The 20,936-nt window shown below is 63.4% G+C and carries 22 protein-coding genes; 17 read left to right on the top strand and 5 right to left on the bottom strand.

Annotated features, from left to right (window positions below):
• Positions 1 to 78 precede the first annotated feature (78 nt).
• Complete coding sequence (locus ACXAEK_RS12305; RefSeq protein WP_475042284.1) at positions 79 to 1,146, top strand: calcium-binding protein; 1,068 nt, start codon at positions 79 to 81, stop codon at positions 1,144 to 1,146.
• A 116-nt stretch (positions 1,147 to 1,262) separates the two neighbouring features.
• Positions 1,263 to 1,955: a metal-dependent hydrolase gene (locus ACXAEK_RS12300; protein WP_475042283.1), complete on the top strand. Its 693-nt coding sequence runs from the start codon at positions 1,263 to 1,265 to the stop codon at positions 1,953 to 1,955.
• A gap of 105 nt (positions 1,956 to 2,060) precedes the next feature.
• On the opposite strand, the gene ACXAEK_RS12295 is transcribed toward ACXAEK_RS12300, so the two are convergent.
• The 4 genes from ACXAEK_RS12295 to ACXAEK_RS12280 form a co-directional block, all read right to left on the bottom strand.
• Positions 2,061 to 2,684, bottom strand: coding sequence for a DNA-3-methyladenine glycosylase I (locus ACXAEK_RS12295; protein ID WP_475042281.1), 624 nt, complete (start codon positions 2,682 to 2,684; stop codon positions 2,061 to 2,063).
• Positions 2,681 to 2,974: a YciI family protein gene (locus ACXAEK_RS12290; RefSeq protein WP_475042279.1), complete on the bottom strand. Its 294-nt coding sequence runs from the start codon at positions 2,972 to 2,974 to the stop codon at positions 2,681 to 2,683. Before ACXAEK_RS12290 ends, ACXAEK_RS12295 begins: the two co-directional genes overlap by 4 nt.
• A gap of 21 nt (positions 2,975 to 2,995) precedes the next feature.
• Positions 2,996 to 3,577, bottom strand: coding sequence for a TetR/AcrR family transcriptional regulator (locus ACXAEK_RS12285; protein ID WP_475042278.1), 582 nt, complete (start codon positions 3,575 to 3,577; stop codon positions 2,996 to 2,998).
• Positions 3,578 to 3,662: 85 nt separating this feature from the next.
• Complete coding sequence (locus ACXAEK_RS12280) at positions 3,663 to 4,112, bottom strand: nucleoside deaminase (protein WP_475045263.1); 450 nt, start codon at positions 4,110 to 4,112, stop codon at positions 3,663 to 3,665.
• A gap of 242 nt (positions 4,113 to 4,354) precedes the next feature.
• Here ACXAEK_RS12280 and ACXAEK_RS12275 point away from each other — a divergent pair, with 242 nt between their 5' ends.
• The 6 genes from ACXAEK_RS12275 to ACXAEK_RS12250 all read left to right on the top strand — a co-directional run bounded on the left by ACXAEK_RS12275 (position 4,355) and on the right by ACXAEK_RS12250 (position 10,967).
• Positions 4,355 to 5,368 (top strand): pseudouridine synthase, encoded by a 1,014-nt coding sequence (locus ACXAEK_RS12275; protein WP_475042276.1) that lies wholly within the window; start codon positions 4,355 to 4,357, stop codon positions 5,366 to 5,368.
• Positions 5,369 to 5,542: 174 nt separating this feature from the next.
• Complete coding sequence (locus tag ACXAEK_RS12270; protein ID WP_475042275.1) at positions 5,543 to 6,436, top strand: 5-bromo-4-chloroindolyl phosphate hydrolysis family protein; 894 nt, start codon at positions 5,543 to 5,545, stop codon at positions 6,434 to 6,436.
• 16 nt (positions 6,437 to 6,452) lie between these two features.
• Positions 6,453 to 7,643: a toxic anion resistance protein gene (locus ACXAEK_RS12265; RefSeq protein WP_475042273.1), complete on the top strand. Its 1,191-nt coding sequence runs from the start codon at positions 6,453 to 6,455 to the stop codon at positions 7,641 to 7,643.
• A gap of 32 nt (positions 7,644 to 7,675) precedes the next feature.
• Positions 7,676 to 8,590: a DUF2927 domain-containing protein gene (locus ACXAEK_RS12260; protein ID WP_475042271.1), complete on the top strand. Its 915-nt coding sequence runs from the start codon at positions 7,676 to 7,678 to the stop codon at positions 8,588 to 8,590.
• A gap of 26 nt (positions 8,591 to 8,616) precedes the next feature.
• The gene (locus tag ACXAEK_RS12255) at positions 8,617 to 9,795 is read left to right on the top strand and encodes an SPFH domain-containing protein (protein WP_475042269.1); all 1,179 of its coding nucleotides are present in this window, start codon (positions 8,617 to 8,619) and stop codon (positions 9,793 to 9,795) included.
• A 53-nt stretch (positions 9,796 to 9,848) separates the two neighbouring features.
• Positions 9,849 to 10,967, top strand: coding sequence for a TFIIB-type zinc finger domain-containing protein (locus ACXAEK_RS12250; protein ID WP_475045261.1), 1,119 nt, complete (start codon positions 9,849 to 9,851; stop codon positions 10,965 to 10,967).
• Positions 10,968 to 11,066: 99 nt separating this feature from the next.
• Here the strand turns inward: ACXAEK_RS12250 and ACXAEK_RS12245 are convergent, their stop codons facing one another.
• Complete coding sequence (locus ACXAEK_RS12245; protein ID WP_475042268.1) at positions 11,067 to 11,486, bottom strand: Hsp20/alpha crystallin family protein; 420 nt, start codon at positions 11,484 to 11,486, stop codon at positions 11,067 to 11,069.
• A gap of 130 nt (positions 11,487 to 11,616) precedes the next feature.
• Between ACXAEK_RS12245 and ACXAEK_RS12240 the strand changes: the two genes are divergently transcribed.
• The 9 genes from ACXAEK_RS12240 to ACXAEK_RS12200 all read left to right on the top strand — a co-directional run bounded on the left by ACXAEK_RS12240 (position 11,617) and on the right by ACXAEK_RS12200 (position 20,869).
• Entirely contained in the window at positions 11,617 to 12,297 is a 681-nt protein-coding gene (locus tag ACXAEK_RS12240; protein ID WP_475045259.1) for a nitroreductase, read from the top strand.
• Between the two features lie 19 nt (positions 12,298 to 12,316).
• Positions 12,317 to 12,763: a D-aminoacyl-tRNA deacylase gene (gene dtd, locus ACXAEK_RS12235; protein WP_475042266.1), complete on the top strand. Its 447-nt coding sequence runs from the start codon at positions 12,317 to 12,319 to the stop codon at positions 12,761 to 12,763.
• 440 nt (positions 12,764 to 13,203) lie between these two features.
• Complete coding sequence (locus ACXAEK_RS12230; RefSeq protein ID WP_475042264.1) at positions 13,204 to 14,787, top strand: ABC transporter substrate-binding protein; 1,584 nt, start codon at positions 13,204 to 13,206, stop codon at positions 14,785 to 14,787.
• Between the two features lies 1 nt (position 14,788).
• The gene (locus tag ACXAEK_RS12225) at positions 14,789 to 15,745 is read left to right on the top strand and encodes an ABC transporter permease (protein ID WP_475042263.1); all 957 of its coding nucleotides are present in this window, start codon (positions 14,789 to 14,791) and stop codon (positions 15,743 to 15,745) included.
• The gene (locus ACXAEK_RS12220) at positions 15,742 to 16,557 is read left to right on the top strand and encodes an ABC transporter permease (RefSeq protein ID WP_475042261.1); all 816 of its coding nucleotides are present in this window, start codon (positions 15,742 to 15,744) and stop codon (positions 16,555 to 16,557) included. The genes ACXAEK_RS12225 and ACXAEK_RS12220 overlap by 4 nt, the downstream gene beginning before the upstream one ends.
• Positions 16,554 to 18,191: an ABC transporter ATP-binding protein gene (locus ACXAEK_RS12215; protein ID WP_475042260.1), complete on the top strand. Its 1,638-nt coding sequence runs from the start codon at positions 16,554 to 16,556 to the stop codon at positions 18,189 to 18,191. The genes ACXAEK_RS12220 and ACXAEK_RS12215 overlap by 4 nt, the downstream gene beginning before the upstream one ends.
• A 216-nt stretch (positions 18,192 to 18,407) precedes the next feature.
• Positions 18,408 to 19,049, top strand: a complete 642-nt coding sequence (locus ACXAEK_RS12210; protein WP_475042259.1) for a DUF1326 domain-containing protein — start codon at positions 18,408 to 18,410, stop codon at positions 19,047 to 19,049.
• Positions 19,033 to 19,881: a DUF2182 domain-containing protein gene (locus ACXAEK_RS12205; RefSeq protein WP_475042257.1), complete on the top strand. Its 849-nt coding sequence runs from the start codon at positions 19,033 to 19,035 to the stop codon at positions 19,879 to 19,881. The genes ACXAEK_RS12210 and ACXAEK_RS12205 overlap by 17 nt, the downstream gene beginning before the upstream one ends.
• A 151-nt stretch (positions 19,882 to 20,032) precedes the next feature.
• Positions 20,033 to 20,869, top strand: a complete 837-nt coding sequence (locus ACXAEK_RS12200; protein WP_475042256.1) for an alkaline phosphatase family protein — start codon at positions 20,033 to 20,035, stop codon at positions 20,867 to 20,869.
• Positions 20,870 to 20,936 lie beyond the last annotated feature (67 nt).

The raw sequence follows: 20,936 nt of genomic DNA, 5'->3' as shown, positions 1-20,936 counted from the left end.
CCTCCACAGGCAAGCCCCCGCTCCATATCAAGGCCAGGGCGCGGCAAATGTATTTAAGTGTTTCATTCGGAGTTAAAGATGACCGTCTTTTCCACAGGCAAGAAGAACAACAGCGCCGCCTTCCGGGATATTGCCCCCGGCCATGACATCTGGCGCGATGCGGGCGGCACCGACACGCTGGTGCTGCATAGCCACACGGGGCCTTTTCTACCGCCCGCCTGGCAAATCAAGGCCAGCCAGGAAGGGCTGACGGTGACCAGCTGGGATGATTCCTCGCTGCTGATCGAGGGGGACCATGCCAGCGGCGAAGGCGCCGAGTTCATCAAGCATAAGATCACCGCCTGGAAAGACGGGCAGAAACAGACGGAAACGGCGCTGCTGGAAATTGTGACCGGCCGGGAAGCCGTCTCAGCCCTGACGGTTGACGGGACACTGGACAGCCACGCCGCCATCATCGCCGACGGCCGGGACGATGTGATCCGGGCGCCGTCGGCGGGAACGGCCGGAGCGGGTTTCAGCGAAATCTATGGCAACGGCGGAAACGACAGCATTACCCTGTCCGATACCTTCCAGTTCAGGGCTTTTGGCGGCGGCGGGCATGACATCCTGCGCGCCCAGGGCAGCCCGGATACAGTGCTGGCCGGCGGGCGCGGCCGGGACACTTTGATTGGTGCCGCCGGGGATGATCTGATGCATGGCCAAAGCGGCGCCGACCTGATGCGCGGCGGCCGCGGCGATGACACGTTGAACGGCGGCAACGGCGAGGACACGCTCAGAGGCGGCGCGGGCGATGATGAGCTGTCGGGCGATTTATTCGGCTTTGGCCTGCGCAACAGTATTCGCGACCGGCTGCATGGCGGCGCCGGAAACGACACGCTGCACGGCGGATCGGACCGGGATGTGCTGACAGGCGGCTCCGGCGCGGATGACTTTATGTTCCAGACAGGCGCCGGTCCGCGGACGGACATCATCACCGATTTCAATGCCGCAGAGGACCGCATCTTTCACGACAACCACACCTCCCCCGGCCGCTACAGCGTGCGCCACGATGACGGAGACACTTTCCTGCGCTTTGGCGGCAATACCTTTGCCATTCTGCGGGACGTGGAGCTGACGCTGGCCGAGATTGACCTGAACAGCTGGTAGCCCAGGGCAAAGGATTGAGCCGGGCCGCCGCGGGTTCCAGCAACTGTATTTCTCAGGTGACCTGAGAAATACAGTTGCTAGAATTTCAGAAACAGTTCAACGGGAGGAAAGACATCATGAAGATCATCTGGCTCGGCCACGGGTCGTTCCGCATCGAGACCAGCGGCCAGGTGCTGCTGGTGGATCCCTGGCTGACCGGCAATCCTGTGCTGCCGGAAGAGAGCCACGAGGCCGCCATTGCGGGTGCCACCCATATCCTGCTGACCCATGTGCATTTCGACCATGTGGTGGACGTGCTGCCCCTGGCCAAACGGCTGGAAGTGCCGGTAGCGGGGCAATACGACCTGATGGGCCTTTGGGGCGAGACCGAAGGGGTTGAAACGATAGGCTTCAACAAGGGCGGCACCGTGGATCTTGGCGGTGTGAAGGTTGCAATGGTGCCAGCCTCGCACAGCTCCACCTTCAACACCCAGGACGGTCTGCGCACCGGCGGCTCGGAAGTCGGCTACATGCTGATGGCAGAGGGCAAGACGGTCTACCTGTCCGGCGACACCGCGATCATGGCCGACATGGAGTGGATGGGCGATTACTACAAACCCGATGTGGGCATTCTGTCGGCGGGCGGCCATTTCACCATGGACATGAAACAGGCGGCTTATGCAGCCAAGCGGTACTTCAATTTCAAGACGGTGATTCCCTGCCACTACAAGAGCTTCCCGATCCTGGAGCAGGACGCGCAAGACCTGATCGAGGGGCTGCCGGAGGCAGAGGTGATCGAACCGGAAGTGATGAAGGCGATCGAAATCTGACGCAATCAGACTGGCAGCGCCACTCCCGCCCGTCGCCGGATCTGCCTGGCAGATCCGCTCCCGTTGGGCGTGGCGCCGGGCCTGCCGGCCCGGCGCGGACAGGTTTCAGGCCGCCGGTTTCATCTGCGGAACGGTAAACGCCTGCCGTGCCGCGGCCGCCTTCTCCCGGCAGATACAGCCGCGGGCGTGGTCATTGATCAGCCCCATCGCCTGCATGAACGCAAAAACCGTGGTCGGGCCGACAAATTTCCAGCCGCGCTTCTTGAGCGCCTTGGACAGCGCCACGGATTCGGGGCTGGTGGAGACGGTTTGCGGTTCCGGCAGGTCTTCCGCTTTCGGCTCATAGCTCCAGAAAAACGCGGCCAAAGACCCCGCTTCCGCCACCAGCTCCTGCGCGCGGGCGGCGTTGTTGATCACCGCCTCGATCTTGCCGCGGTGGCGGATGATGCCCTTGTCCTGCAGCAGCCGCTCCACGTCCGCCGCGCCGAATTTCGCCATCTCGTTGAAATCGAATCCGGCAAAGGCGGCGCGGAAGTTCTCGCGCTTGTCCAGAATGGTGCGCCAGCTGAGCCCGGACTGGAAGCTTTCGAGGCAGACCTTCTCGAACAGGCGGATATCGTCGCCCACCGGATAGCCCCATTCCTCATCGTGGTAGCGCAGGAAATCGGGTGCCGAGGCCGCCCAGGCGCAGCGGGGCTGGCCGTCGGGGGCCGTGTACAAGCCGCTCATTCGCCGCCCCGCAGGAAATCAAGCCGGGGGTCCATCATTGTGGGCGCAACGCCGATGATTTCCGGCTCCACCACGCCACCGGTCACAAAGGGATCCAGCGCGATGCGGGCGGCCAGTGCGTCCTCGTCTTCGCCCACAGCGAGGATCGCACCGCCCTCGCCATCAGTCATGGACCCGGCAGCAAGGAACACCCCGTCCTCGAACCCCTTCTGCAGCCAGGCCTTGTGGCCGTCAAGAAACTCGGCCAGGCGGCCCTTCTGCTCCGCGAAGGAAAGCAAAATGAAATACATGATTATCTCCCATGGTGAATGTTAGGAAGGGTGATCCCCCGGCAGCTCATCGCGGAGCCACTCCTGCATCAGCGCCACTTCCCGGTTGATGAAATCCGCATCGCCAAACGCCTGCGCCAGCGCCGCCGCCCCCTGGCTGCGGGCCAGCAGATGCATGGCCAGCGCGTCGGAATTCCCGCCGCAGCCCGCTTCTTCGAACTGGCGGGCCAGCCAGTTGCGGAACAGGGTGAAAACCGCGCTGGCCTGATCCTGCGCCGCGTGATCCAGCTTGCCCAGTTCCGCCACCAGCGTGCCAACGGGACAACCGTAGAGAGTGATCTTAGCCTGGTTGGCGATCAGAATGCGGATGAAACAGGTGATCCGCTGTTCCGGGCCTGCGCCTTCGGCCTGCCAATTGCTCAGCATGGAGCGGGTGCTTGCCATGCGGCGCGCGATCACTGCTTCAAGAATCTCGTCCTTGGTCTTGAAATGATAGTAGAAATTGCCGCGCGAAATACCGACCGCCGCAGCAATATCCGCAAAGGACGCGGCCTCGAACCCGCGCTCATAGAACAGCTGGTCTGCTGCCTCGGCAATCCGGTCTCTGGTAGTTGTCTGCGCCATGCCGCTCCTAGGACAATTGACCTAATCCTTACTTAGGACAAACGGCCTAATCCGGCAACGGCAAAGTCAGCCGCCCATTAGGCGCTCAGCGTTTCGCTGCAAAGAACGCCTTGAGCAGCGCGCTGGCCTCGGCTTCCGCAATCCCCTCATAGACCTCCGGTGCGTGATGCGCCTGGGGGTGGGAGAATACGCAGGCGCCATGCGCCACTCCGCCAGATTTAGGATCGGAGGCGCCATAGTAGACCCGGCGGATACGGGCAGCGGCGATGGCGGCGGCGCACATCGCACAAGGCTCCAGCGTCACATAGAGGTCGTAGCCCGTGAGACGTTCACTGCCCAGGGCGTCACAGGCCGCACGAATGGTGAGGATCTCGGCGTGGGCGGTTGGGTCGTTCAGCTCGCGGGTGCGGTTGCCTGCCAATGCCGCCACCTGCCCGTCCGGTGCGATCAGTGCGGCGCCCACGGGCACCTCGCCGCGCTCTGCCGCTGCCCGCGCCTCTGCCAGCGCCTTGTCCATATGGGAATTGAAGACCATTTCGTGCAATTGGCTCGCTGCTTGGGGGTTGCCCCTTGAAATCAGGACTTTGCCCAGCACCGCCAGGCAGCGCCCTTCCGCCCCGTCAAACCGGAGGTTTGCCTCCGGCAAAACGGAGCGGGCGCTTCGTTTCCGCCCGCGGCCGGGCGCTGCCCTCACCGCCTTCTTTCATAGGTTCTGGAACGGGCGCGGTCAAACATGCCCGCTTTCGCAAGGCGGCGGAATACTCTATGGCACGGGGCATGAGCAAAACACCTGCATCCCCCAAAGGCAAACCGGCCCCGAAATCCCAGCCCCGCAAGGCCCCCGCAAAACCTGAGGGTGCCGCGCCCGAAGGCGACCGCATCGCCAAGGTGCTGTCGCGCGCCGGCGTTGCCTCGCGCCGCGAGGCAGAGCGCATGATCGCCGAGGGCCGTGTGTCGGTGAACGGCAAAAAGATCGACAGCCCGGCGCTAAACGTGACCGCGGCGGACCGTATCAGCGTTGACGGCCAGCCCCTGCCGGAGGCCGAAGCGCCGCGGATGTGGCTGTATTACAAGCCCACCGGCCTGGTGACCTCGAACAGCGACGAGAAGGGCCGCAAGACGATTTTTGACGAGCTGCCCGAGGACATGCCGCGGGTGATGACGGTGGGCCGCCTTGACCTCAACTCCGAGGGGCTCTTGCTGCTGACCAATGACGGCGGCATCAAGCGCAAGCTGGAGCTGCCCGCCACCGGCTGGCTGCGCCGCTACCGGGTGCGGATCAACGGCCGCCCTAAGGACGAGGATTTTGCCCCCCTGCGCAAGGGCCTGGTGATCGAGGGCGAGAAATTCCAGCCGATGACCGTGTCGCTGGACCGCCAGCAGGGTGCCAATGCCTGGCTGACCGTCGGCCTGCGCGAGGGCAAGAACCGCGAGATCCGCCGCGCGATGGAGGATATCGGCTATAGCGTGAACCGGCTCTTGCGGGTGTCCTACGGGCCGTTCCAGCTGGGCGATCTGAAACCGGGCGGCGTGGAAGAACTGCGTCCGCGCGTGGTGCGCGACCAGCTGGGGCTGGAGCCGGAAGAGGAAAAACCGGCAGGCCGCCCCACCCGCTCCCGCGGCGGCAAGCCTGGCGTCGGCCGCCCGGCAGGCAAGCCCGGCAGCAAACCGGCAGCCAAGGCACCGGGAAAACCTGCCAAACCCGGCGGCAAGCCCGCAGCGCCACGCGGCGACCGCCCCGCCCAGCGCGGCGGCGGCAAGCGTCCGATCGGCAAGAATCCCCGCCGCTGAGCCAATTCCCGCAGACTTCCCCCTAGCAACACCGCCCGCTATCCCCTAGATTTCCAATCAGTTAATCTTCGCTGGCGGTTATGGGGGCCATTTGCGTGCAGAAACTTGCCTATGCTGCCCTGTTGATCCTGATGCTGGGCCTCAGCACCGGCTGGATCGTGGGAGGCTGAGCTGATGGCGCAGCGCTACGGCGGCAAGTACAGCCCGGATGGCAAGAGCGAGGCCAAGGACGCAGGTCCGCAGCCCTCTTTCCGCAATGCGCAGGTAGATCCCGTTGGCATGCGCGCCAACCTGATGTTCCTGCCGCCCGCCCTGCTGACATTGCTGTCCTTAAACGATGGTGCCACAGGGCTGGCGCTGGGGCTGATCGGTGCCGGGCTCTGGACCGGCGGCGCCTTTTTGCTGCGCGAGGGGCTGAAGGCCGAAGCCGCCTATGCCGCCCGCAAGGTGGCGCGCAAACCCGCCCTGCCCCGCAAGATCCTGGCCGCGCTTCTGGCGGGCGCCGGCGCGGCACTGGCTGCGTGGAAAGCCGAACCCGGCATCCTGATTGCCGCCATCTATGGCGCCGCAGCAGCCGGTTTGCACATCGCTGCTTTTGGCATTGATCCTTTGCAGGACAAGGGCGTCGAAGGCGCTGACGATTTCCAGCAGTCCCGGGTCGCCCGCGCAGTGGATGAGGCGGAACAGAATCTCGCCGCCATGACGGACGCCGCCCTGCGCGCCCGCGACCGCAAGGTCCAGGCCCGGGTGGAGCAGTTCCAATCCGTCGCCCGCGACTTGTTCCGCACAGTGGAAGAAGACCCGCGCGACCTGACTGCCGCCCGCAAGTATCTGACCGTCTATCTGCAGGGCGCGCGCGATGCGACAGTGAAATTCGCCGACATTTACAGCCGCAGCCAGGACAGTCAGGCCCGTGCTGACTATCTGGCCCTGCTGGACGATCTGGAACAGAACTTTGCCGCGCGTACCCGCAAGATGCTGGTGGAGGACCGCACGGATCTGACCATTGAAATTGATGTGCTGCGCGACAGGCTGCAGCGTGAAGGGGTCCATCTGGACCAAAACTGATTAAGGGGAGCCGTTCATGTCTGAAGCCATTCAACAAAAAGCCGCCCAGGCCGAGGCCCTTGTTAACGAGGTCACCGCCATTGAACTGCCAGAGCCTGCAGCCGAGGTGCAGCCGCTGGAACAGGCCGACGCGCCGACCAGCGCAGGGATCCGGCAGCGGATGGACCAGATCGACATGGGCGATACCAACTCAATCATCCATTTCGGCTCTGCCGCGCAGTCTGAACTGCAAACGATCAGCCAGGCCATGCTTGCCGATGTGCGCAACAAGGATGTGGGGCCCGCCGGCGACAGCCTGCGCAATATCGTGACCACCATCCGCGGCTTCTCGGTCTCTGAACTGGACATCCGCCGCAAGCCGACCTTCTGGGAGCGGCTTCTGGGCAAGGCCGCGCCCTTCGCCAAGTTCACCGCGCGCTATGAAACCGTGCAGGGGCAGATCGACAAGATCACCGACGATCTTTTGGGCCATGAGCACACGCTGCTGAAAGACATCAAGTCGCTCGATCTTCTCTATGAAAAGACGCTGCAATTCTATGATGAGCTGGCGCTGTACATCGCGGCGGGCGAGGCCAAGCTGGCCGAATTGGATGGCACCGCGATCCCAGCGAAAGAGGCTGAAGTGCAGGCCGCCCCCGAGGACGACCAAGTAATGAAGGCGCAGGAGCTGCGCGACCTGCGCGCCGCCCGCGACGATCTGGAGCGGCGGGTGCATGACCTGAAACTGACCCGCCAGGTCACCATGCAGTCGCTGCCCTCGATCCGGCTGGTGCAGGAGAACGACAAGTCGCTGGTGACCAAGATCAACTCAACGCTCGTGAACACCGTGCCGCTGTGGGAGACCCAGCTGGCGCAGGCGCTGACCATCCAGCGCTCGGCCCAGGCGGCAGCAGCGGTGCGCGACGCCAATGACCTGACCAACGAGCTATTGAAATCCAACGCCGCCAACCTGCGCCAATCGAATGAGATGATCCGCCAGGAGATGGAACGCGGCGTGTTTGACATCGAAGCGGTCAAGCAGGCCAATGCCGATCTGATCGGAACCATCCAGGACAGCCTGCGCATCGCCGATGAGGGCAAGGCCAAACGCGCCGCCGCCGAGGCAGATCTGCAGAAGATGGAAGCCGAGCTGCGCGACACGCTGGCTGCCGCCAAGGCGCGCCGCGACGGGGTTGGCGACACCGCCGCCACCGCGGTGCCGAACTAAGAAAGGCAGCCGGGGTGCGGGCGATCCAGACCATGCGGAAAAGTGCGGCGGCCCTGGCCGGGCTGGCTGCTCTGACCGCTTGCCTGCCTTTTGACCAGGCGGAGTCGCTGGTGCCGCAGGCCCGGCCGGCCTCCTTGCAACCCGCGGCGTATAAACCCTCTGCCGACAGTGAGCAGCTGGCCTATTACTATAATGCCCTGGAGCGCGACCTGCTGACCCGCGGCCTCTTGCGCACCGACGGCGGCGGGCCTGATACGCCCTATGACGCCGAGGATCTGGCCAGGAGCTTTGAGGCGCTGGCCTTTTACGACGAATACGGCGGCGCGGGAATTTCCGGCGGTCTGGGCCGCTGGTCCGGGCCGGTGCGGATCGTGTCCGAGTTCGGGCCGTCCGTGCCTGCCAAACAACGGGCCGCTGACCGGCAATCGGTGACGGAATATGCGGCAAGGCTGGCGCGGATCACCGGCCATCCCGTCAGCACCGTGGCAGCGCGCGCCAATTTCCACGTGATCTTTGCCAGCCTGGACGACAGCGCCTTTGTGGCCGAGCGGGTGCGCGAGCTGCTGCCCTCGATCAGCGCCCGCGACCTGTCGCTGCTGGCGGCGCCGCCGCGCAGCTATTACTGCCTGGTGGTGGCAGGCGGGCCGCAGGGCGATCCGCTGTCCTATAGCCGCGGGGTGGCGCTGATCCGCGCCGAACACCCCGATCTGGTGCGCAAAAGCTGCGTGCACGAAGAAGTCGCGCAAGGCCTGGGCCTCAGGAACGACAGCCCGCAGGCCCGGCCCTCGATCTTCAACGACGACGACGAATTTGCGCTGCTGACCAGCTTTGACGAAAAACTGCTGCAGATGCTGTATGATCCAAGGCTGAAGGCGGGGATGAGCCTGGAACAGGCCCGCCCCCTGATCCGCATTCTCGCCCGCGAGGCGATGGGCCAGGAACTGTAGGCCGCCAAAGTAAGAGGACCTGAAACATGGGTATTTTCGATTTTCTCAAAGGCGAATTCATTGATGTCATTCACTGGGTGGATGACACCCATGACACCATGGTCTGGCGGTTTGAGCGCGAGGGCCATGAAATCAAATACGGCGCCAAGCTGACCGTGCGCGAGGGCCAGGCAGCGGTATTCGTGCATGAGGGTCAGCTGGCCGATGTCTTCACCCCCGGTCTCTACATGCTTGAGACCAACAACATGCCCATCATGACCACGCTGCAGCACTGGGACCATGCCTTCCAGTCGCCGTTCAAGTCAGAGGTGTACTTCGTCGACACCACCCGCTTCAGCGACCTGAAATGGGGCACCAAGAACCCGATCATCTGCCGCGACCCCGAGTTTGGCCCGGTGCGCCTGCGCGCCTTTGGCACCTATACCATCCGGGTGGCCGATCCGGCCCGCTTCCTGACCGAGATCGTCGGCACCGATGGCGAGTTCACCATGGATGAGATCTCCTATCAGATCCGCAATATCATCGTGCAGGAGTTCTCCCGCGTGGTGGCTGGCTCCGGCATCCCGGTGCTGGACATGGCCGCCAATACCGGCGACCTGGGCAAGCTGGTGGCGGCAGAGATTTCCGGCACCCTGGCCGAATATGGCCTGATGATGCCCGAGCTTTACATTGAAAACATCTCGCTGCCCCCCGCGGTGGAGGAAGCGATGGACAAGCGCACCCAGATGGGCGTGCTGGGCGACTTGGGCCGTTACACCCAGTTTTCCGCGGCCGAGGCGATGACCGCAGCAGCCCAAACCCCGAACAGCGGCATGGGCGCCGGCATGGGGATGGGCATGGGCATGGCGATGGCCCAGCAGATGGGCAATATGGCAGCGGGTCAGCCCTCCGGTCCCTGGGGCGCCCGTCCCGCCCCCGCTGCCGCCGCACCGGCAGCCCCTGCCGCAGCCCCGCAGGCCGCCCCCGCCGCACCGCCCCCGCCGCCGGTCGAACACGTCTGGCATATCGCGGTGGACGGGCAGACCTCCGGCCCCTTCTCCAAGGCCCGGATGGGGCGGATGGCGCAGGAGGGCACACTGACCCGCGAAACCCATGTCTGGACCCCGGGCCAGGACGGCTGGAAACGCGCAGGCGATGTGATGGAGCTGGCACAGCTGTTCACCATCCTGCCGCCGCCTCCCCCGCCGCCGCCTCCGGCCGGCTGATCTGCTCCGATTAACTCCAACCTCTGCTGCACGACAGGCTTGCTCCCGTGACCATGCCCCCGCCGCCGCCCTCTTCTGCGGCCTCCAACAATGAAGAGAGCCACCGCTTTCCCTGCGAACAATGCGGCGCGGATTATACCTACGACCCGGCCAATGGCACCCTGATCTGCGGCCATTGCGGCCATACGGACAGCATCCGCAGCGGGCCGTGGAAAGGCAGCGCCCTGCAGGAACTGGATTTCCGCGCCGCGGTGGCAGAGCAGCTACCGGAGGCGGAGATCGAAATCACCCGGGTCTCTGCCTGCCCCAACTGCGCCGCGCAGGTGGAATTCGACCCGGACACCCACGCCAAGGAATGCCCGTTCTGCGCCACACCCATGGTGACCGGCACCGGCGAGAACCGGCACATCAAGCCCAAGGGCGTGCTGCCCTTTGCAGTGGAGGAACGCGCAGCGCACAGGGCGATGACGGACTGGCTGGGCGGCCTGTGGTTCGCCCCGAACGGTCTCAGGGAATATGCCCGCAAGGGGCGGCGGATGCAGGGGATCTATGTACCCTACTGGACCTATGACGCCCAGGCCCGCAGCGCCTATACCGGCCAGCGCGGCATCGTTTATTATGTGACCGAGACCTACCAGCAGGACGGCGAGACGAAGACCCGGCAAGTTTCCAAGGTGCGCTGGACGCCGGTCTCAGGCCGGGTGCAGCGGTTTTTCGACGATGTGCTGGTGCTGGCCTCGAACAGCCTTCCCAAGAAATACACCGAGGCGCTGGAGCCCTGGGACCTGGCGCAGCTGGAACCCTATCAGCCGCAGTATCTGGCAGGGTTCCGGGCCGAGGCCTACACCGTGGATCTGGAGGCAGGCTTTGCCGAGGCCGGGCAGAAAATGGACCGGGTGATCGAGCGCGACGTAAGGTTCGACATCGGCGGCGACCGCCAGCGCATCGCCCATATCGACACCAAAGTGTCTGAGGTGACCTTTAAGCACATCCTGCTGCCGGTCTGGCTGGCCGCCTACAAATACCGCGGCAAGACCTACCGTTTTGTGGTCAACGGCCAATCCGGCCGGGTGCAGGGCGAGCGGCCCTACTCAGTTTGGAAAATAGCCTCTGCCGTTCTGCTTGCACTGCTGATCGGTGCCGGCATCGCCCTAGTCGCCAGCCAGCAGTAGCTCCTGCAAATAAGCGGAAGGGGGCGCAGCCGCCCCCTTCCTGAACCGGCCGGTTCCTTTCCCCGGATTCTGAGCCGGAACCCTTGGCCAGCCTCCCTGTCAGCCCTTGCTGATTTCAATCCTGCGGGCGGTCTCCGGCTGCTCCAGCGCCCGTTTCGGCACCGCGATATGCAGCACGCCGTCCTGCATCCGGGCAGAGGCCGCCTGCCCGTCCGCATCCTCCGGCAGGCGGAAGGAACGGCGGAACGCGCCATACTGGCGCTCGCTGAAATACCAGGTGTCGCCTGTCTTCTCGGACTGGGTCTTCTTCTCGCCCCGGATCGTCAGCACCCCGTTGTCCACGGTCAGCTCCACATCCTCCAGCGCAACACCCGGCAGTTCCATGGCGATGTCATAGGCCTCCTGCCCGGAGGACGCCTCGGTTGCCGGGGTCAGCCAGTCGGCGAGCCGGGCGCCAAAGCTGCGGAAAGGATCGTAAAGCGACGGCCAAAAGCCGCCATGTTCGGTTTTTTCCACCATTCTTCATCCTCCTTTCTAGTTTCAGCCCATTTTACCTCTGACGCTGCGGCACCGCCTTGATCCCGCGCAAAACTGTGGCTTGCGCAGGCGGATTACAGGCGCCAGTCTGACCGGCAGCTACCGGAAAGGACTGGATGTGACCCCCGATTTGCCAAGCCTGGACGCCCTGTTCGCCGCCCGCCGCAGCTGCCGCGCCTTCCGTCCGGATCCGGTGCCGCGGGCCGTGATCGAGGCCATCCTGCAAACCGCGCAAAAGGTGCCCTCCTGGTGCAATGCACAGCCCTGGAAGGTGACAATCTGCAGCGGTGCGGAGACGGACAGGATACGGGCAGCCCTGCTGCAGGCGGCAGAAGGCGGCGGTCATGACCCGGACCTGCAGTTTCCGGATGCCTATAGCGGCGAATACCAGCAGCGGCGGCGCGACTGCGGCTGGGCGCTCTATGAGGCCGTCGGGGTGCAAAAGGGAGACCGGGCAGGCTCTGCCCGGCAAATGATGGAAAATTACCGGCTGTTCGGGGCCCCGCATTGCGCGGTTCTGTCCTCTCCAGCAGAACTCGGGCCTTATGGCGCGATAGACTGCGGCGGGTTTGTTGCCGCCTTTACTCTGGCGGCGCAAGCGGCTGGTGTCGCAAGCATTCCCCAGGCGGCGGTTGCTTCCTTTGCGCCGCTGCTGCATGGGCTGCTGGACATTCCGGACGACAGGGTCATCCTCTGCGCGGTCTCCTTTGGCTATGCCGATGGGGATCATCCGGCCAATAGTTTCCGCACCAGCCGGGCGGCGCTGGCAGAATTCGCGGACTGGCGCGGCTAAGACAGGACAGGAAGAGAAAATGCGGGCATTGATACAGCGGGTCAGCGAGGCCTCGGTGACGGTAGACGGCGAAATCATCGGGGAAACCGGCCCCGGGCTATTGATCCTGATCTGCGCCATGCATGGCGATACTGAAGCGCAGGCAGACCAGCTTGCGGCCAAGATCTCCAAACTCAGGATCTTCAAGGACGAAAACGGCAAGATGAACCGCTCCGTGCGCGACACCGGCGGCAGCGTCCTGGTGGTCAGCCAGTTTACCCTGGCCGCCGACACCCGCCGCGGCAACCGCCCTGGGTTTTCCGCCGCCGCAGCGCCGGCTGACGGGGAGCGGCTTTATGAATATTTCGCGGAGCGGATGGCCGCACTTGGTTTGAAAACTGCCAAGGGCCGGTTTGGTGCTGATATGAAAGTGCGGCTGTTGAACGATGGCCCCGTCACCATCTGGATGGACACGGATCAGCTCTGAACTGCCGCCACACCCGCCCCCCCGCAGATGAGCCGCCAGCGGCTGCCCCAGGCACATTCCTTTGCGGCACTGCCGCCCCCCGCACACTTGCCCAGTTGCGGCAAGGACGCCGTTTTTTGGCGCAAAAACATCAATTCTTTCACAACATGGGTCAGCACACCTGCCCCTTCCTGCCAAATTCGTAAAATTTCCGTCAGCCAGAAGCACAAATATTTCCTGTCGCATTCCTGATGTTTTTTTGCTCTAAGCTGGGCATTACACTTAAAAACGGCACCTTACTTAAGAAAGGCGACACCGCCCCGACCGAAGCTTTCAGCCTGTTTACAGCTCCGCAAAGCGTTTCGAGAATAACGCTTGCGAGGTTGCAGCAAATGCGCAAATCTTGAACCACCAATCAAAAAACGGGTGCTTACAGCACCGCAACCAATCGGGAGAAATCTATGAACAGACACATGCAGTATCTGGCCAGCCAGGCTGCGGCAGGCAAGCTGTCGCGCCGTGACTTTCTGGGCAAGGCGGCCGCACTGGGCTTTACCGCTGTTTCCGCAAACCTGCTGCTTTCCGGCGCAGCCCAGGCCGCCGGCCCGCAAAAAGGCGGCACCCTGCGCATGGCGCTGCAGGGCGGCTCCACCACCGACAGCCTGGACCCGGCGCTGACCACCAACCAGGTCGGCCTGATGCTGATCCGCATGTGGGGCGAACCGCTGGTTGAGCTGGCACCCGACGGCGGCATCGAAGGCAAGGTCGCCGAAAGCTTTGAAGCCTCCGCCGACGCCAGCGTCTGGACCTTCAAGCTGCGCCCGGGCGTGATGTTCTCGAACGGCCAGGCGGTGACCGCGGACGACGTTGTCGCCACCATGGACCGCCACTCGGGCGAGGAAACCAAATCCGGCGCCCTGGGCATCATGCGCGGCATCAAGAACGTGCGCGCCGACGGCGACACCGTTATCTTTGAGCTGGACTCGCCCAACGCCGACCTGCCCTATCTGCTGTCCGACTACCACCTGGCAATCCAGCCCAATGGCGGCAAGGACGATCCGGCAGCTGCCATCGGCACCGGCCCCTATGTGCTGAAAGACGTCAACATGGGCGTCCGTTTCGTGGCGGAGAAGAACCCGCACTACTGGGGCGACCTGGGCAATGCCGACACTCTGGAGCTGGTGGTGATCAACGACAACACCGCCCGTGTTGCCGCGCTGCAGTCCGGCCAGGTCGACCTGATCGACCGAGTGCCGCCGAAGACCGCCAAGCTGGTTGGCCGCGCCCCGGGTGTCACCGTGCACTCCACCGCTGCTGCCGGCCACTACGTGTTCATCGCACATTGCAACACCGCACCGTTCGACAACAACGACGTGCGGATGGCGCTGAAATACGGCATCAACCGCCAGGAAATGGTCGACAAGATCCTGAACGGCTTTGGCTCGATCGGCAACGACACCCCGATCAACGCCTCCTACCCGATGTATACCGAGTTCGAGCAGCGTGAATATGACCCGGATAAGGCCATGTTCCACCTGAAGAAATCGGGCCACGACGGCGGCATCCTGCTGCGCACTTCGGACAACTCCTTCCCGGGCGCTCCGGATGCGGCGGCGCTGTTCCAGCAGTCCTGCGCCAGCGCCGGCATCAAGCTGGACATCAAGCGCGAGCCGAACGACGGCTACTGGTCGGAAGTCTGGAACGCGCAGCCGTTCTGCACCAGCTACTGGGGCGGCCGCCCGACCCAGGACCAGATGTTCTCGACCGCCTACAAGTCGGACGCAGACTGGAACGACACCCGTTTCTTCAACGAGCAGTTCGACCAGATCCTGGTCGCCGCCCGTGGCGAACTGGATGTTGCCAAGCGGACCCAGATGTATGCCGACATGTCGGCCATTCTGCGCGACGAAGGCGGCCTGATCTGCCCGATGTTCAACGACTTTGTCGATGCAACCACCGACAAGATTGACGGCTGGGTGGAAGGCGTCAAAGGCCAGCCCCTGATGAACGGCTACGCGCCGATGAAGATGTGGGTCAAAGCCTAATATGTCCCCGATCGTAAAACTTCTGGCTCAGCGCATCGCGCTGAGCCTTCTCCTGCTGCTGCTCATCTCCATGGTGATCTTTGCCGGCACAATCGTTTTGCCTGGTGATGTTGCTCAATCCATTCTCGGCCAATCCGCCACCCCTGAAGCCCTGGCCAACCTGCGCAAGGAGCTGGGCCTGAACGAACCGGCGCTTCAGCGTTATTTCTCCTGGCTGTTCGGCGCCCTGCAAGGCGACCTTGGCACTGCTCTGACCAGCGGACAGGACATCACCACCGCAATTGCCGGCCGTTTCTGGAACACTCTGTTCCTGGCTTTCTGGGCTGCCGTGGTTGCCGTTCCCCTCGCGATTTTCCTGGGCCTTCTTGCCGTCCGCTTCAAGGACCGCTGGCCTGACAAGCTGATCTCGGCCGTCACCCTGGCCTCGATCTCTATCCCCGAATTCCTGATCGGCTACGTGCTGATGTTCTTCATTGCGGTCCAGCTGCGCTGGTTCCCGTCCGTTGCAATGGTCAACGACAGCATGAGCCTGTTTGAAAAGCTGAACGCCATCGCCCTGCCGATTGCCGTGCTGACACTGGTTGTTCTGGCCCACATGATGCGGATGACCCGCGCTGCGATCCTCAACGTGATGCAGTCGGCCTATATCGAAACGGCTGAGCTCAAGGGCCTCAACGCCTTCCAGGTGATCTACCGCCATGCTTTCCCGAACGCGATTGCACCCATCGTCAACGTGGTGATGCTGAACCTCGCCTATCTGGTGGTCGGCGTCGTGGTGATCGAGGTGGTCTTCGTCTACCCCGGCATGGGCCAGTATCTGGTCGACCACGTGTCCAAGCGTGACGTGCCTGTGGTGCAGGCCTGCGGCCTGATCTTTGCCGCCGTCTATATCGGTCTCAACATGATCGCCGATATCGTCGCCATCCTGAGCAACCCGCGCCTGAGGCACCCGAAATGAAGAATATCCCCATTTCCGCACTCATCGGGCTGTTCTTCACCGCCCTGTACTTCCTCGGTGCTATCTTTGCGCCGCTGCTGGCCCCCTATGGCGTCGGCGAAGTGGTCGGCGATGTGTGGGAGCCCTCCAGCGCAGACTATCTGCTGGGCACCGACAACATCGGCCGCGACCTTCTCAGCCGGATGATCTATGGCGGCCGCACCACCATCTTCATCGCCACCGCTGCGACTGTTCTGTCATTCACCCTGGGCTCTGTCCTAGGCTTCTTTGCCGCGGTGATGGGCGGCTGGGTCGACCAGGCGCTGTCGCGCTTTGTCGATCTGGTGATGTCGATCCCGACGCTGATCTTTGCCCTGGTGGTGCTGTCGGTTGCACCTGTCACCATTCCGATGCTGATCATCGTGATGGGCCTTCTGGATGCCACCCGGGTCTACCGCCTGGCCCGTGCCGTTGCGGTCGACATCGAGGTCATGGACTACGTCGAGGCAGCCCGCCTGCGCGGCGAAAAGACCGCCTGGATCATCTTCCGCGAGATCCTGCCCAACGCGCTGTCGCCGCTGATCGCCGAGATGGGCCTGCGCTTCATCTTCGCGGTTCTGTTTGTCTCCACCCTGTCCTTCCTGGGCCTGGGCGTGCAACCGCCTGAGGCTGACTGGGGCGGCATCGTGAAGGAGAACAAGGAAGGCATCGTCTACGGCATTCCGGCAGCCCTGATCCCGGCCTTTGCCATTGCCACACTGGCGATCTCGGTCAACCTGGTTGCCGACTGGGTGCTGAACCGGACCACATCGCTGAAAGGAGGCCGCGGATGAGCGATACCCTGTTGAAAGTCCGCGACCTGAAAATCGGCGCGACCATCTACCCGCCGGGCGAACGTCCCCGCGACATCGAGATCGTGCACGGGGTCAGCTTTGACCTCGCGCCCGGCAAGGTCCTGGGGCTGATCGGCGAATCCGGTGCCGGCAAGTCCACCATCGGCCTTGCGTCGATGGCCTATGGCCGCGGCGGCGTGAAGATCACCGGCGGCGAGGTCTGGGTCAACGGCCGCGACATCCTGAAGGGCGGCCACAAGGACATCCGCAAACTGCGCGGCGCCGAGGTGACCTATGTGTCGCAATCGGCGGCTGCCTCCTTCAACCCGGCCAAGAAGATCATGGACCAGGTGGTCGAGGCAGCGGTGGAGCAGAAAAAGTTCTCCCGCAAGGAGGCCGAAGACCGCGCGCGCACCCTGTTTGCCAAACTGGGCCTGCCGGATCCGGACAATATCGGCGAACGCTACCCGCACCAGGTGTCGGGCGGCCAGCTGCAGCGCTGCATGACCGCGCTGGCGCTCTGCCCGGAGCCGGATCTGGTGGTGTTCGACGAGCCGACAACCGCGCTCGACGTGACCACCCAGATCGACGTCTTGATGGCGATCAAGGAAGCAATCCGCGACACCGGCGTGGCCGCGCTCTACATCACCCACGACCTGGCGGTTGTGGCACAGGTGAGCGACGACATCATGGTGCTGAAGATGGGCAACACCGTCGAATACGGCAATGTTGACCAGATCATCAATGATCCGCAGGAGGAGTACACCAAGGCCCTGGTCTCGGTCCGCTCCATCGAGCATGAGGAAAAGGCCCCGACCCCCGATCCGGTGCTGAGCGTGCGCAATATCACAGCGCGCTACAAGGGCACCCAGTTCGACGTGCTGCACAATGTGAACGTCGATCTCTACCCCGGCCAGACCCTGGCGGTGGTGGGGGAATCCGGGTCCGGCAAATCCACCCTCGCCCGGGTGATCACCGGCCTCTTGCCGCCGCGCGAGGGCGAGATCGAATTTGCCGGCCGCAAGCTCTCGCCGGATCTGGCGGGCCGCACCCGCGAGGACCTGCGCGAGCTGCAGATGATCTACCAGATGGCGGACGTCGCGATGAACCCGCGCCAGACCGTCGGCACCATCATCGGCCGCCCGCTGGAGTTCTACTTCGGCATGCGCGGTGCGGAAAAGAAGAAACGGATCATCGAACTCTTGGATGAGATCGAACTGGGCGAGAAGTTCATGGACCGCTACCCGGCGGAACTGTCCGGCGGCCAGAAACAGCGCGTCTGCATTGCCCGCTCGCTGGCGGCCAAGCCCAAGATGATCATCTGCGACGAGGTCACCTCGGCGCTCGATCCGCTGGTGGCAGACGGCATCCTGAAGCTGCTCCTGGATCTGCAGAAGATTGAGGACGTGGCCTATCTCTTCATCACCCACGATCTGGCGACCGTGCGCGCCATCTCCGACAACATCGCGGTGATGTATCAGGGCAAGGTCCAGCGCTACGGCGGCAAGTCCAAAGTGCTGAGCCCGCCGTTTGACGATTACACCGACCTGCTGCTCAGCTCTGTCCCCGAGATGCGGCTGGGCTGGCTGGAGGAGGTGATCGCCAACCGCAAGATGGAAAGCGCCGGCAACTAAGCCCTCAGCGCTTCTGAAACAGCCCCTGCCCGCCCGGGCGGGGGCTTTTTCATTCAAAAATGCATCTGAATGTGATATTTTTTCGCCACCGGGGAGAATGCGGCGGACCCAGCTGCAAATAACAGCAACATCAAAGATGTGCGGCTTTCTTCGTACAGGCCCAGCCGGAGCTTTCCGGGCAGTTTTGCTTGCGCAGGCAGAACAGGAGGGACTGTCATGAAAGACTGGGCCATTCACGGATTTGAAATCGCCAATTGCAACTGCCTCCCCGGTTGCCCCTGCCAATTCTCGCAGCTGCCCAATGACGGCACCTGCGAAGCGATGCTGACTTTCCGCATCGACAAGGGGCACCATGGGGATACGGTTCTGGACGGGCTGCTGGCCGCCGCCATCTACAAATGGCCCGGCGCCATTCACGAAGGCAATGGCGAGATGCAGCTCATCATTGATGAACGCGCCACGCCGGACCAAAAGGCCGCGCTGGAGGCCATCATGACCGGACAGGACACCGATGAGTTCGCCACTATGTTCTTTGTCTTCAACGCGATGTGCACGACCCGGCATGAAACTCTCAGCGCCGCCGTGTCGCTGAGCTTTGATGCGGAAACCGGGATTGGCCAGGGCAAGGCAGGCAGCATCGGCGAAACGAAGGTCGCGCCGATCGCCCATATCGTCTCCGGCGCGCCGCATTCGGTGCAGATCAAGCTGCCGAACGGGTTTGAATATTCCGAAGCCTCCGTATGTCAGGGCACGACCCGGACGCCAGGCTCGGCCATCAGCTTGGAAAAGAACAGCGGAACCCACGCCCATGTCGCCGAATTGCACCTGACAGGCAGAGGCATTGACCGGGCGGCCTGACGCTGCCGCGGCTCCGGACCGGCACGGACCAGGCGCGGCAGAAAGACTGGCCCGCCATGAGCAGGCGGTTGTCCTTGGTGCGGTTGCTGCGGTTGTGCTGCTGAGCGCGCTATATACGGTAGCCGGCATCGGTATGGGGATGAGCGCCATCGAGATGACCCGCATGGCCCGCCCGATCGGGGAGCCGATGCAGATGGGCGGGAACACAGTCTGGACGCCTGCCTATGGGGCGCTGATCTTCCTGATGTGGTGGATCATGATGATCGCCATGATGACGCCCAGCGCTGCCCCGATGCTGCTGCTGTTCACCGCGATCAAGAAGGCCGGTGCCAGCGCGCTGCAAGCGCCGGTTCTCAGCCTGCTGTTCCTGGGCGGCTACTTACTGGCCTGGGCCTTCTTCTCTGCCGCTGCCACCGCCCTGCAATGGCGGCTCGAAACAATGGGCCTGTCCGATGGCCCGATGATGTCGCTCAGCAGCCGCGCCCTTGGCGGTGCGGTGCTGCTGGCGGCGGGCGCCTATCAGTTCACCCCCTACAAGCACGCCTGTCTCAATCATTGCCGTATGCCGGTGCAATTCCTGACTGCGCATAATCGCAGAGGCGCGGCCGGTGCTGTTCTGATGGGCGCCCACCATGGAACCTTCTGCCTGGGCTGCTGCTGGGCATTGATGCTGCTGCTGTTTGCCGGCGGCATCATGAACCTGTACTGGATCACCGGCCTGGCGCTTTATGTCCTCGCAGAAAAGACCGTTCCGTACCCAAGGGCGTTTGCCTTCGCCACCGGCGCGCTGCTGATCCTGGCAGGCCTTTACGTTCTGGGCACCGCATTCTGACAGCCTGCCCGCCTGCGGCATCCGTTTCTGGGGGTTGTTTCCCGGGGAAGTGGCGGAAACAGGCCATTCTGCCGTTTTTTTGAATGGCAATTCAAGAATCAGGCATGAAGATGCAGCACTGAGGCCTCTGCCATGCAAAAGGATTCGGCGAATGGACAACAAACTCCTGCTCATCATTCTGGACGGTGTGCCCTGGCGCAATTTCCGCCGCCTGTTCGGCAACCTCGAAGGCTGGGTTGACAGCGGCGACGCGCGCGTCTGGAAGCTGCGGGCGGTTCTGCCGTCGATCTCGGCCAGCTGCTATGCCTCGATCCACACCGGCGTGGCGCCCGCCATCCATGGCTGCACCGGCAACGCCAATGTGTTCCGGCTGAAAGAGAAAGACGTGTTCAGCCAGGTCCGCGAAGCGGGCGGCGTGACCGGTGCCGTTGCGCACAGCTACTGGTCCTCCTTCTTCAACCGCCATCCCTTCGATTACGTGCGCGACATCGAATATGACGAGCCGGAAAGCAAAACCATCAACCATGGCCGCTTCCACTCGATGACCGGCTACGGCAAGGACAATCAGATGACGCCCTCGGATGTCGACCTGTTCGGCACCCTGACCAACCTTTGCCTGCGCTTCGGCCTCGATTACGGCATGCTGCACACCTGCACCCTGGACAGTATGGGCCACCGTTTTTTCCACGACTGCCAGGAAATGGACCACGCCTGTTTCGTGATGGACGAGATGCTGGCCCCCTTCATCACCCGCTGGCGCGACCTGGGCTATGAGGTGATCGTCACCGCCGACCACGGCCAGGACGAGCGCGGCCACCACGGCGGCCGCGGCGCGCTGCAGCAGGAAACCGCGCTTTATTACTTTGGCGATGCGGACGGGCCGGACCAGGGCGACGTGATCGACCAGCGCCAGCTGGCCCCGACCATCCTCAAGCGCCTGGGTGCGCCCATTGCGGAGACCATGAAGGCGGAGCCCTTCCTGAAGTAACCCCAGGCTCCTGACCTTTTTCGGCGGCTCTGTGCTAGACTGGCACGCAGCCGCCGTTTTCATTTGT

The organism is Leisingera sp. ABM4_101 (assembly GCF_056158725.1).
The sequence above is the reverse complement of the archived record's forward strand: the minus strand, read 5'-3'. Positions and strand labels throughout refer to the sequence as shown.

Bases quoted from the DNA above. Each gene is read 5' to 3' on its own strand.
- ACXAEK_RS12305 (WP_475042284.1), top strand. From the start codon at position 79: ATGACCGTCTTTTCCACAGGCAAGAAGAACAACAGCGCCGCCTTCCGG.
- ACXAEK_RS12300 (WP_475042283.1), top strand. From the start codon at position 1,263: ATGAAGATCATCTGGCTCGGCCACGGGTCGTTCCGCATCGAGACCAGC.
- ACXAEK_RS12295 (WP_475042281.1), bottom strand. From the start codon at position 2,684: ATGAGCGGCTTGTACACGGCCCCCGACGGCCAGCCCCGCTGCGCCTGG.
- ACXAEK_RS12290 (WP_475042279.1), bottom strand. From the start codon at position 2,974: ATGTATTTCATTTTGCTTTCCTTCGCGGAGCAGAAGGGCCGCCTGGCC.
- ACXAEK_RS12285 (WP_475042278.1), bottom strand. From the start codon at position 3,577: ATGGCGCAGACAACTACCAGAGACCGGATTGCCGAGGCAGCAGACCAG.
- ACXAEK_RS12280 (WP_475045263.1), bottom strand. From the start codon at position 4,112: ATGGTCTTCAATTCCCATATGGACAAGGCGCTGGCAGAGGCGCGGGCA.
- ACXAEK_RS12275 (WP_475042276.1), top strand. From the start codon at position 4,355: ATGAGCAAAACACCTGCATCCCCCAAAGGCAAACCGGCCCCGAAATCC.
- ACXAEK_RS12270 (WP_475042275.1), top strand. From the start codon at position 5,543: ATGGCGCAGCGCTACGGCGGCAAGTACAGCCCGGATGGCAAGAGCGAG.
- ACXAEK_RS12265 (WP_475042273.1), top strand. From the start codon at position 6,453: ATGTCTGAAGCCATTCAACAAAAAGCCGCCCAGGCCGAGGCCCTTGTT.
- ACXAEK_RS12260 (WP_475042271.1), top strand. From the start codon at position 7,676: ATGCGGAAAAGTGCGGCGGCCCTGGCCGGGCTGGCTGCTCTGACCGCT.
- ACXAEK_RS12255 (WP_475042269.1), top strand. From the start codon at position 8,617: ATGGGTATTTTCGATTTTCTCAAAGGCGAATTCATTGATGTCATTCAC.
- ACXAEK_RS12250 (WP_475045261.1), top strand. From the start codon at position 9,849: ATGCCCCCGCCGCCGCCCTCTTCTGCGGCCTCCAACAATGAAGAGAGC.
- ACXAEK_RS12245 (WP_475042268.1), bottom strand. From the start codon at position 11,486: ATGGTGGAAAAAACCGAACATGGCGGCTTTTGGCCGTCGCTTTACGAT.
- dtd (WP_475042266.1), top strand. From the start codon at position 12,317: ATGCGGGCATTGATACAGCGGGTCAGCGAGGCCTCGGTGACGGTAGAC.
- ACXAEK_RS12230 (WP_475042264.1), top strand. From the start codon at position 13,204: ATGAACAGACACATGCAGTATCTGGCCAGCCAGGCTGCGGCAGGCAAG.
- ACXAEK_RS12225 (WP_475042263.1), top strand. From the start codon at position 14,789: ATGTCCCCGATCGTAAAACTTCTGGCTCAGCGCATCGCGCTGAGCCTT.
- ACXAEK_RS12220 (WP_475042261.1), top strand. From the start codon at position 15,742: ATGAAGAATATCCCCATTTCCGCACTCATCGGGCTGTTCTTCACCGCC.
- ACXAEK_RS12215 (WP_475042260.1), top strand. From the start codon at position 16,554: ATGAGCGATACCCTGTTGAAAGTCCGCGACCTGAAAATCGGCGCGACC.
- ACXAEK_RS12210 (WP_475042259.1), top strand. From the start codon at position 18,408: ATGAAAGACTGGGCCATTCACGGATTTGAAATCGCCAATTGCAACTGC.
- ACXAEK_RS12200 (WP_475042256.1), top strand. From the start codon at position 20,033: ATGGACAACAAACTCCTGCTCATCATTCTGGACGGTGTGCCCTGGCGC.